The 11,264-nt window shown below is 35.8% G+C and carries 7 protein-coding genes and 5 pseudogenes; 9 read left to right on the plus strand and 3 right to left on the minus strand.

Annotated elements, in window-relative coordinates; all coding sequences use genetic code 11:
* Window positions 1-137: 137 nt before the first annotated feature.
* Complete coding sequence (locus BLV40_RS16455; RefSeq protein WP_090691864.1) at window positions 138-3,338, plus strand: bifunctional cytochrome P450/NADPH--P450 reductase; 3,201 nt, start codon at window positions 138-140, stop codon at window positions 3,336-3,338.
* Between the two features lie 197 nt (window positions 3,339-3,535).
* Window positions 3,536-4,207: pseudogene (locus BLV40_RS16460) on the plus strand (aldehyde dehydrogenase family protein); the annotation flags it as partial.
* A gap of 59 nt (window positions 4,208-4,266) precedes the next feature.
* Here BLV40_RS16460 and BLV40_RS16465 read toward each other — a convergent pair.
* Both BLV40_RS16465 and BLV40_RS16470 read right to left on the minus strand, forming a co-directional pair.
* A pseudogene (locus tag BLV40_RS16465) lies at window positions 4,267-4,687 on the minus strand (VOC family protein).
* 108 nt (window positions 4,688-4,795) lie between these two features.
* Window positions 4,796-5,504, minus strand: a pseudogene (locus BLV40_RS16470) (class I SAM-dependent methyltransferase).
* 188 nt (window positions 5,505-5,692) lie between these two features.
* Here BLV40_RS16470 and BLV40_RS16475 point away from each other — a divergent pair.
* The 7 genes and pseudogenes from BLV40_RS16475 to BLV40_RS16505 form a co-directional block, all read left to right on the plus strand.
* Window positions 5,693-6,671: pseudogene (locus BLV40_RS16475) on the plus strand (IS3 family transposase); the annotation flags it as partial.
* Window positions 6,672-6,829: 158 nt separating this feature from the next.
* Window positions 6,830-7,285 (plus strand): MarR family winged helix-turn-helix transcriptional regulator, encoded by a 456-nt coding sequence (locus tag BLV40_RS16480; RefSeq protein ID WP_026591574.1) that lies wholly within the window; start codon window positions 6,830-6,832, stop codon window positions 7,283-7,285.
* A gap of 111 nt (window positions 7,286-7,396) precedes the next feature.
* Window positions 7,397-7,930, plus strand: coding sequence for a CDP-diacylglycerol--serine O-phosphatidyltransferase (gene pssA / locus BLV40_RS16485; RefSeq protein WP_026591573.1), 534 nt, complete (start codon window positions 7,397-7,399; stop codon window positions 7,928-7,930).
* On the plus strand, window positions 7,921-8,409 hold the full coding sequence (locus tag BLV40_RS16490; protein WP_026591572.1) for a DedA family protein: 489 nt from the start codon (window positions 7,921-7,923) through the stop codon (window positions 8,407-8,409). The genes pssA and BLV40_RS16490 overlap by 10 nt, the downstream gene beginning before the upstream one ends.
* A gap of 377 nt (window positions 8,410-8,786) precedes the next feature.
* A complete protein-coding gene (locus BLV40_RS16495; protein ID WP_090691866.1) occupies window positions 8,787-9,158 on the plus strand; it encodes an ATP synthase subunit I in 372 nt (123 codons plus the stop codon).
* 110 nt (window positions 9,159-9,268) lie between these two features.
* Window positions 9,269-9,397: pseudogene (locus BLV40_RS16500) on the plus strand (protein phosphatase); the annotation flags it as partial.
* Between the two features lie 314 nt (window positions 9,398-9,711).
* Window positions 9,712-10,497 (plus strand): TrmB family transcriptional regulator, encoded by a 786-nt coding sequence (locus tag BLV40_RS16505; RefSeq protein WP_090691869.1) that lies wholly within the window; start codon window positions 9,712-9,714, stop codon window positions 10,495-10,497.
* Window positions 10,498-10,739: 242 nt separating this feature from the next.
* Here the strand turns inward: BLV40_RS16505 and BLV40_RS16515 are convergent, their stop codons facing one another.
* Window positions 10,740-11,264: a CbrC family protein gene (locus BLV40_RS16515; RefSeq protein WP_090691876.1), complete on the minus strand. Its 525-nt coding sequence runs from the start codon at window positions 11,262-11,264 to the stop codon at window positions 10,740-10,742.

The raw sequence follows: 11,264 nt of genomic DNA on the forward strand, positions 1-11,264 counted from the left end.
CTACATTTATGCCTTGAATGTAAATTGCATTGTGTAGTAAAAACGATATAATTACATTATAAACAACATGAATACGTTATAAACTACATATTGTTCGTTATCTATCTTTTTGTTAGACGAATGCTAGGAGGATGAAAATGAGAGAAGAACAAACAAGCAATATTCCACAACCCAAAACATATGGGCCACTCGGTAACTACCCTTTATTCGACATGAGTCAACCTACTATTTCTTTTTGTGAGATAGCGAAAGAATATGGACCAATATTTCGGCTGACTGCTCCAGGTTTTAAAACAATATGTATCTCTGAACACAAACTGGTAACTGAAGTCTGTGATATCAATCGTTTTGATAAACATGTTGCAAATGATATGGTGCATGTACGCGAATTTACGGGGGACGGTCTGTTTACGAGTAAAACATCGGAGCCAAACTGGCGAAAAGCCCATAATATATTGCTGCCAACATTCAGCCAACAAGCCATGAAGGGATATCATACCATGATGTTAGACATCGCTTCGCAGCTGATTCAGAAATGGGCTCGGTTGAATCACGATAGTGATCATATCGATGTACCCGGAGACATGACCCGTCTTACTTTGGATACGATTGGTCTTTGTGGTTTTAACTACCGATTTAATAGTTTTTATAAAGAAAAACATGATCCATTTATCGACAGCATGGTACGTGCACTTGACGAAGCTATGCATAAAGTTGCCCGCTCGAAGGGCATGGATACTCTGATGATTAGAAAAAACAGACAATTCCAAGATGATATACAAAGCATGTTTTCGTTGGTAGACCAAATCATTAAAGAGCGAAAGGCCAATGGAAATAACGGAGAAATAGATTTACTGTCACGCATGTTAAACAGTAAAGACCCTGAGACCGGTGAGGGGTTGGATGATGTAAATATCCGATACCAAATTATTACTTTCTTAATTGCTGGGCATGAAACAACAAGTGGTTTATTATCCTTTACGACTTATTTTTTACTAAAACATCCAGAAGTTCTGAAGAAAGCATACGAAGAAGTGGATCAGGTCCTTGGTGATTCCACTCCATCTTATAAACAAGTGCTAAACCTCAAATACATTCGCATGATTCTAAACGAGGCCATACGGTTATGGCCGACCGCTCCATCTTTTGATGTGTATCCAAAGGAGAATACTATAATCGGTGGACAGTATCATGTGAAAAAAGGTGAAGGTTTGACCGTGCTTCTTCCCGCGCTTCATCGGGATAAAGAAGCGTGGGGGGAGGATGCAGAAGAATTCCGTCCGGAACGTTTCGCAGACCCTTCTAAAGTACCAAATCATGCATATAAACCATTCGGGAATGGTCAACGTGCTTGTATTGGTATGCAGTTCGCACTTTATGAAGCTACGCTGGTACTTGGGATGATTCTTCAAAAGTTTGAATTAATTGATTATGAAAACTATCAGTTGAAGATTAAGCAAACATTGACCATAAAACCAGAAAATTTAAGAATTAGAGTTAAATTAAGAGAAGAGAAGGAAGTCGCACCCTTACTGAATCTTCCGTTGGATGATGAAAAGGAGAAAGTGACTTCTCAATATTCAAAACAAGAAGTACTTGAAGGTGCTGAAAACGTACCTCTGCTTGTATTGTATGGTTCAAATTTAGGAAGAGCAGAAGAGATTGCTAGGCAGCTGGCAGACCATGCACAGTTACTGGGATTTCAGAGCAAGGTGGGAATATTGAACGATTACATCGGCAAGTTACCTAAAGAAGGTGCAGTGTTCATTGTAACTTCTTCATATAATGGTCAACCAACTGAGAATGCCGCTCAGTTCGTAAAATGGCTGGAACAAGCAGACAAAGAGGAATGTACAGGAATCAGGTATGCAGTTTTTGGCTGCGGAGATCGGAATTGGGCGAATACTTACCAGAGTGTTCCGAAGTTTATTGATAAAGAGCTTGAACAGAAAGGTGCCATGAAGCTTACCACAAGGGGAGAAGCAGATGCCGGAGGAGATTTTGAGAATGATTTTGCTGAGTGGCAAGAGAATATGTGGAAGGATGTCTCGAATGCTTTTGGCCTAAAGATGAAAGAGGGAACAGAAATATTGTCTCATCAATCATCGCTTTCCGTTCAATTGATTTCAGGTCCCCCTGCTAATCCGGTCGCTCAAAATAACGAAGCTGTTTATGCAACGGTGATTGCTAGCCGAGAGCTTCAGTCATCTGAAAGTGAGCGGAGCACTCGTCATATTGAGATAGCCTTGCCGGAAGGAGTTACTTATCAGGAAGGAGACCACCTTGGAGTGCTGCCAAGTAACAGCCGGAAAAATGTCAACCGAATTTTAAAACGTTTTGGATTAAATGGGAAGGATCAAGTCATTCTGAGTACAAGTGGACGCAGCGTAGTTCATCTTCCTTTGGACCGTCCTGTTAGTTTATTTGACCTTCTTAGCCATAGTGTTGAGGTTCAAGAAGCGGCAACCCGAGCACAAATACGGGAATTGGCAACATTTACAGTTTGTCCTCCTCATAAATATGAATTGGAAGTATTATTGGAAGATGGAGTTTATCAGGACCAAATACTAAAGAAACGTATTTCAATGTTGGATCTTCTTGAAAAGTATGAAGCGTGTGAAATTCCGTTTGAACGCTTTTTAGAACTTCTTCCTGCGCTCAAACCGCGTTACTATTCTATTTCAAGCTCTCCACTCGTTGCACAGGATCATCTAAGTATTACGGTTGGTGTTGTTAGGGAACCTGCATGGAGTGGACAAGGAGAATATAAAGGTGTCGCTTCTAATTATTTAGCTCAGTGTCACAATGAAGATGAGATTACTTGTTTTGTTCGAACTCCAGAATCACGTTTTCAATTACCCGAAGATCCAGCAACACCAATTATCATGGTTGGACCAGGAACTGGAGTTGCACCATTCCGTGGGTTCTTACAAATGCGTCGTGTCCAAAAGCAAAAAGGTGTTAACTTAGGGGAAGCGCATCTGTATTTCGGTTGTCGTCATCCTAAAAAAGATTATCTCTATCGTACAGAACTAGAAAAAGGTGAAAAAGATGGCTTAATATCTTTATACACAGCTTTTTCTCGCTGGGAAGGACATCCAAAAGCATATGTACAGCATTTAATGAAACAAGATGGAGCTAATTTAATTTCGTTATTAGATAAAGGTGCTCACCTTTATATATGTGGTGATGGAAGTCGAATGGCTCCAGATGTAGAAGATACTCTTTGTCACGCATATCAAGAGGTTCATGGAGTCAGTGAACAAGAGGCAAGAAATTGGTTGGATCAGTTACAGCTTGAAGGACGATATGGAAAAGATGTTTGGGCTGGAAACTGAATTTATCCCGCTATTTGCGGGCAGTAATACGCCCGCCTCAAAATTCAGCGAAAGCAAAGAAGTTAGGTGGGAGATACACTGCTCGTAAAAGCCCGATTGGTGAGGCCAAATAATCAGTGGGGGATGAAGAAAACCCTACTGATTAAAGTTACACTTTATACCCCCTTTTACAAGTTACTATTTTAGGAGGATTAATCATGACAATTAGAAATACGTACAAATTTTATTTAAACGGAGAATGGAGAGAAAGCTCTTCAGAAGAAACAATCGAAATTTTATCGCCATACTTACACGAAGTAATTGGTCAAGTATAAGCAATTACTCGCGGCGAAGTAGATGAAGCAATTGTATCTGCAAAAGAAGCCCAAAAATCATGGGCTGAAGCTTCTTCTACAAGATCGCGCAAAATATTTATATAAATGGGCTGATGAGCTCGTAAATATGCAAGATGAAATTGCTGCTATTATTATGAAAGAAGTCGGTAAAGGATATAAAAATGCGAAGAAAGAGGTTGTTCTTACAGCTGACTTCATTCGTTACACTGTTGACGAAGCACTTCACATGCACGGAGAAAGCATGGTGAGTGATAGCTTCCCTGGCGGATCTAAATCTAAACTTGCGATTATCCAACGTGCACCACTTGGTGTTGTATTAGCAATTGCACCATTTAACTACCCATAATAAGAGCTGCTGCAAAACTTGCACCAGCTCTTATTATGGGTAACGCAGTTATCTTTAAATCAGCAACACAAGGCGCAATTAGCGGTATTAAAATGGTTGAAGCACTTCATAAAGCTGGCCTTCCCAAAGGTCTTGTAAACGTAGCAACTGGACGCGGTTCTGTTATCGGGGACTACTTAGTAGAGCATGCTGGCACCATATTAATTAATTCCTGAAAATCCACTGTTTATTGAATGATCAAAATCTCTTATTGCGATATAAGAAATTGTTCTTTGAAGGTGGGACTTAATTCACTCCAGACATCAAATTTATTACCATCTAAATCATAAAAAACAAAGTTCTTTCCAGTGTGTCCTCTGTTCTCGATCTCTCCAACTTTTATTTCCTTTTTAATAAAATCACTATGGATTGATTCAAGTACATTTAAACCATTAACTTCAAATGTTAAAGAGAAGCGCTCTTTACCACAAAAATCATAAAAATTTAAGCTTTGATTTGCTTGGGATTTAACCAGAAAAAAACTTTGGTTTGCAAAGTTAAGAATAGCCATTGTCTTCGTCTTTATAGCTTAACTCTGCACCTAATTTGTTTACATACCATTTTGAAGAAAGTTCTACATTGGTAACAGGAATATAAATAGTTCCAACCCTCAATAATTTTTCTTTCATTCCACTCTCTCCTTTCTGTATATTTCTACAAAAAGAATAACGTTTTCTATGAATTATGGATATAAATTCATCTTTGATTGATAGTAGTGTATGGTGGCCCCTTATAGATTATTTTTTTCTTACAGCATATGTGATTGCATTTGTTTTTAATAAAACCGACTTTTCATTTCGAAAAATTTTATATTCGAGTGGTTTTACTATGATATTTAATAATTCCCAACCATCATATATTTGTCTTAATTTATTCATCATTTCTTCTGTTGGAATGTTTATCTCCATTCATTAGTGCATCCAATTTCTTATTGGTATCCATATCAATTTCTTCAACTTCAGAATTTACAATGATATAATTTATTCCGTTGTACTTCGTTCCGTCTGCCATTCGTTGAACAACTTTTCCAAATACCTCTTCTGATTGGACATGTTCTAAACTTGAAACTGCAACAATGAAGTCGAAATTATTAGGCTTAATGTCATAGTTTCCTATATCAGCTTTTTCAGTTTGAATTACTTCTTTAACTTCATATTCCTCACTGTATTGATTTAATTTTTGTAAAGCAGAGTCTAATAAATCCACACACACAACTGTACCGCCATTTTCTTTTATAGCTTGAGCCAATGGGATACTATTTCTACCCACTCCAGAACCTAAATCAAGCACACTAAGATCGTCTTTTCCATCAAATAATGAAATTAGATCTATTACCGTTTTTACGGGTTTATGTAGCCACGAACCTTCTTCAAACAGTTTATAATTATCGTAACAATAGTCGTGATATTTTTTTTCCTCTTTTCTTATAAATTCAATTCTGTTCATTGTTTTTCCTCATTTCTCAAATTATGTATTCTATAAATTACTGTAACAGATTTAATATAACTTTTTGAACTACCTTATCTTGTTACTTGAAGAAAGAATGATGAATAATATATACATGTGAGGTTGACATAACCACTCATTATTGGTAGTATCCAAAAAAATGTCACTTCTTATCTGAAAAAAGATAAGAAGTGACATTAGAAGATTTAAAACGAATGAAAAAAGAAATGCTTCGTCTAAAAGAAGAAAATGAAATTTTTAAAAAGGCTATGGCCATATTCGCGAGAAAATAAAAGATACAGAATTACACCAATTTATTGATTGTCACAAAGAAACGGACTCTGTTCATATAGTGCGCCAAACTTTTGGGATAGCAAGAAGTTCTTACTACCAATCTCATCACAAAACAGAGTGTAAGCGTAGTCGTGAAAATAAAGAATTAACCAAAAAAATTAAACAAATCCATCAAGATAGCGAAGGGCGTTACGGCGCACCAAAGATTCATCAAACACTATTGGAACAAGGTGTAAAAATAAGCATAAAACGTGTACAACGGCTCATGAAAAAAGAAAATATCCGTTCTATTACCTTAAAAAATACAAACCACATTCATCAAAATCAACTGTAGAGGAGGGGGAAAATCTATTAAAACAAGATTTCTCTACAACTACAATTAATGAAAAGTGGGTAGCGGATATTACTTATATTCACACGCTAAAAGATGGTTGGTGTTACCTTGCATCTGTGATGGATTTGTATTCTAAAAAAATTGTTGGATACTCATTTTTACAAAATATGACAACGAATCTTGTGATAAAAGCATTAGAAAACGCTTACTATATACAGAACCCACCAGAAGGTCTTATTCTACATACTGACTTAGGAACTCAATATACAAGTCAGGAATTTCAAACCTTACTCGCGAATTATAAAATCAAACCCTCTTTCAGTAAAAAAGGGTGTCCATATGATAATGCTTGCATAGAGTCGTTTCATGCCATTTTAAAGAAAGAAGAAGTATATCGTACAAAATATTCCACATTTGAACAAGCAAACGTAGCACTATTTCAATACATCGAGGGATGGTATAACCGCAAGAGAATTCATAGTAGTATTGGTTATAAAACTCCCCAAGCAATAGAAGATCTAGCTAACAAAGTAGCTTAGATTTAACTTTTTGGTGTCCAAAACATTGACTCAAATCCATATATTTTCCTTTACACTAACATAAAGGTGTAATATAGTTAAGTTAACTAAACTAAACTATGTGTCGAAACAAAAAACGGCGCACAATGCAATAACAGAATGGCTGGAGGAACAATACTATGACCAGATCTTATAAAGAAGTAATTAACGAAATGAATCGAGCCTACAATGAATTCTACATTTTACTATCTCAGGAGTTAAAGGATGAGTTCGGTCTTACAGGGCAGCAAGAGAGTATGATATTCTATATTAATTTAAATAAAAATACTACAGCGAACAATATTGCGACCACTTTTAATATATCTAAAAGCGCTGTTAGCCAAGTTTTATCTAAATTGGAAAAGCATAATATGATTTCGAAACAAGTAAATCCTAACAATAAACGTGAGTATTTCCTTACACTTGGTCCTAATGGTAGCAATTATATAGAACGGTTGTCTCAGCTAGATGATTTACTTATTGAGAAGTACTTCTCTAAAATTGATATCGAAGCCTTGCAGCAAATGACTGATACCTTAATTAAAATAAATAAAATTATATTGGAAGAAAAAAAGAAGACACTTGAGCCCAAATAGTAATAAAGTTTCTATGAAGCGATTTTTATTAAAAAAGTTGTATATGTTCACTGAGTTTTAATTAACTTTTTGAAACATTACTTAGTTAGTTGAAAGAGGGAAAAGCATGTTATGAGTTATATACCAAGTATTATTACGATAGCAAATTTTATCTGTGGACTTCTGGCTATTTACTCAGTTTTCGTTCACGATATTTATTTTGGAATGATTTTTATTATTACAGGTATGTTATTTGATCTTTTTGATGGCATGATTGCTCGGAAACTTGATTCTGTTTCGGAGATAGGTAGAGAACTAGACTCATTTGCGGATTTAGTTACCTTTGGTATAGCTCCGTCTATACTTGCATATAGTGTAGCTTTAAAAGATCTGCAGTCTATTGGGATGCTATGTGCACTGGCTTACAGTATTTGTGGAATGCTTCGGCTTGCTAGATTTAATATTCAACAAAGCAAGCTCCCGACGTTTATCGGAATGCCAATTCCATTTGCGGCAATGTGTCTCGTCATTTTATGCTTTTTGAATAATCCTATTCTTATAGCCCTTGGCACATGTGTACTGTCTTATTTAATGGTGAGCAAAATAAAATTCCCCCATTTTAAAAAACATATGTCAAAAAAATTGGAGTCTGAAAGATGGAATTAGTACAGCAGGTTATAGCAGACTATGGTTACCTCGCTATTTTTTTGATGCTTGTTCTTGGGATTGTAGGAATACCAATCCCTGATGAAGTCATGATGACAGTCGTAGGTTACTTTACAAATATTAATGTCCTGAATTATGAGCTTGCCATTTTAGTCAGTTTTGTAGGAGCGTTGTTGGGTATGTTGATCAGTTATATGATCGGCAAAAAGGCAGGTCGTCCTTTTATTGAGAAATATGGGAAATGGATCGGTTTGAAGGAAAAGAGAATAATCAAAGTTGAAAAGTGGATGGGGAAATATGGATCCTATTCTCTTATTTTTGGGTATTTCATTCCAGGTGTCAGACATATAACCTGTTACCTTTCGGGGATTAGCAAAATGAAGTTGAAAACTTATATTTTGTTCGCTGCTATCGGCGCATTTTTATGGTGTTTCGTTTTTATTACGTTCGGCAGGGTTATAGGAGTTATTCATGAATAAGAATGTATGAAATTATCGAAAAGATTCTAACTGGAAAAGCTAACTCTAAAATCATTCAAGACAGTTATGACGATGTTTTGCGGTTATCTCATTCTAGAGGTCACGTTATCAAAAGCGAAAACTTGTACGTTAAGGGATAACATGTTGTTTTGTACAGAAACCCCATGTTATTGAATATAGATATAAAATAAAAAGCTGACATAAAATCATCCTTTTTTTGTGTGGAAGAGAGTATCCGGCACTGGATAGAAGCGGTCAGTTCTTTATTTCACGTGACTTATATATTAGAAAAACAATAGGGATATATGTATTTTTTTAATAGTAGCAGCTGTAGTTGTTGATATGTAAATACAATGAAGCAGGTAAAGGAGCACAGCATGATTCGTATGGCACTAAGAGCATTTAATATACAAATATGTTATTTGCTAGGCGCGATGTTATTAGGATGGGTTATGACGCCTTTCTCGTCCCATTTTTTAGGTGCAAGCATTGGCTTGCTTGTTAGTATGTATTGTGTTTGGATTTTAGGAAGGCGTATTGAAAAGTTTGGAGATAGCATTGTAAAAAAAGTAAAAGCACCGACGCTTGGTATGATGAATCGGTTTGCAGCAGCGATACTCGGTGCGATTATTATGTATGAGATTGAACATCATAGTGTCATGTGGACATTTGCTGCTGGAATTATGGGTGGTTATTTCTTAATTGTGATTAATTTAGGATATTATAGCATGAAAGATGCGAAGAAATAGATTAGCATAAAACCTTTTTGGGTCCACTCAAAGTAGCCACAATCTTTTCATAAACAGATTGTGGCTATTTTTTATCTAATTTGAAGCGTTTAATCGATTAGGTGAGCTGGCGTAATCGCACTGGTACAGTGGTAACTGGACTATTGTTAGAATTAGGTTATGCTTCCAATGTTGGAGATGCAGAACAACAAGTAAAAGAAGTTCGTTCAGTTATTAATATTAAACTGGAAATGAAGTAAGTGTTGAAACATGTATACGTATAATTCATCTAATCCCCAAAAACAAGAACTTTTGGGGATTTTTCTTTAAAGGAGTTATCTTCTTTCAAATTTATTTATTTGATTTAACCTAAGGCTACATGGGTAGAATTTTGTAAATCTATAAAATTCTAGTTTAGACTTTCTTGTTCTTGTACAAATGTTAATTAACAAGAATAAACAGATGAAATTTTGTTGATTTTAGTTTAAACTAAGGGTAATACACTTTTTAGGAGTATTGATAAATACCACTTAAGATATGCATCCCATTCAAGTGTTAAGATAGGAGGTCTCCCATGATTGATTTACTAAAAAAAATAGGTTTGTCTGATTTAGAAGCAAGGTGTTATTTGACGTTATATGAAGAGACAGAGTTGTCCGGCTATGAAGTTGCAAAACGGGTATCTGTATCAAGAACAAATGTATATGCTGCATTACGATCATTAACGGACAAAGGAGCTTGCCGTAGTATAGAAGGGGAGACAGTGCTTTATAATGCTGTTCCAATTAAGCAATTAATTCGCCTTGTTCAAACTGAATTTGAACAAACTTCGAAGGCTCTTATTAATCAATTAAAAAATCCGCCTAGACCTGCATCTGCTTTTTATAATTGGCAAGGGAGCAATGCGTTAGATAATGCTGCACGTCGCGTTATTGCAAATGCAGAAACATCTATAGTTGTAGATGTTTGGTCAGAAGATTTACACCATATAGAGGAAGCGTTACTTGTAGCTGAATGTAAAGGGGTTAGTGTCATATTAATTACAATGGGAGCATGTAAAACACCTCTTAAACATGTATTCCAGCATTATAGGGACGAAGAATGGCCTGTGGATGAAAGGAAATTTTCTATTCTCTGTGATTCTAGTTCAGCTTTAATTGGTAGTTTCAAAGGAGATATGAAGCCATCTGCATTAGAGACGAGCCATCCAGCAGTAATTGAAGTAATAAAAAACGCTTTTTACCATGATATGATGATGCAACACATTGAAGAAGATTTTGGAAAAGAATTTCAGGAGAAGTATGGTGAGAATTACCGGAAAATGTTAAGTTATTTCAAAGAGAAAGGTTTGCATGTTTAATTGGGGTGCTTTTGGAATTATTGCTGCAAATCAAGATATACATGAAGAAATGGAAAAGGACCTTCAAAATCTTTTCGCATATATACAAAAGAGTCCAATACAAGTGGACTCTTTTTCGTTTTTTGATGGTAGGAAGAAGTTGTATTCATTGTTGCTTTGTATCATTATAGAAAAATGAAACGAAATGCGCTATTGGTATAAAGTATTACGATGTGAATACAGTTGTCGCGCATTCATATATATTAGGTGCAATCTACATGTAAACGGTGTATACCGCAGTGTAAACACTTGAAAAGATATCCTTGCAAACTACCTTGATGCCCCAATGAATACTGAAAATCTTGTAAACTAAGTCCATAATACTCCGTAAATTCAACTAAGTCTTGTTGTAATTCATTCTCTAAATGAGCGATTTCTTTCCATTCTACATATCCAATGAATGCACAAAAATCATTGCAATGTCCTAGCCAGTATTCCTGTTGCCATCCGCGATATCCAGGTGTTCTATGGGTAAGTTCCTTTAATTTTTCTTCATCGTTTACTTCATCACAAGAGTATGAATCTTGAAATTCGCCATCAAATTTTTTAGCTGCATTTCCATTAGCGATACACCAAGGGCAGATGCTTTCTACATTTTCTATGGAATAGAAAGGACCGCTATAAACATATTCACGTTCGTTTTTGCAAACACAACAAGTCGTAAGTTCTTTTTTTATAATCCCTAATTCTAATGAGTTCGGATTATATTTAAAGGTTGGTAATTGCAC

This window comes from Bacillus sp. 166amftsu (assembly GCF_900107445.1).
Classification (GTDB): Bacteria; Bacillota; Bacilli; order Bacillales; family Bacillaceae_G; genus Bacillus_A; species Bacillus_A arachidis.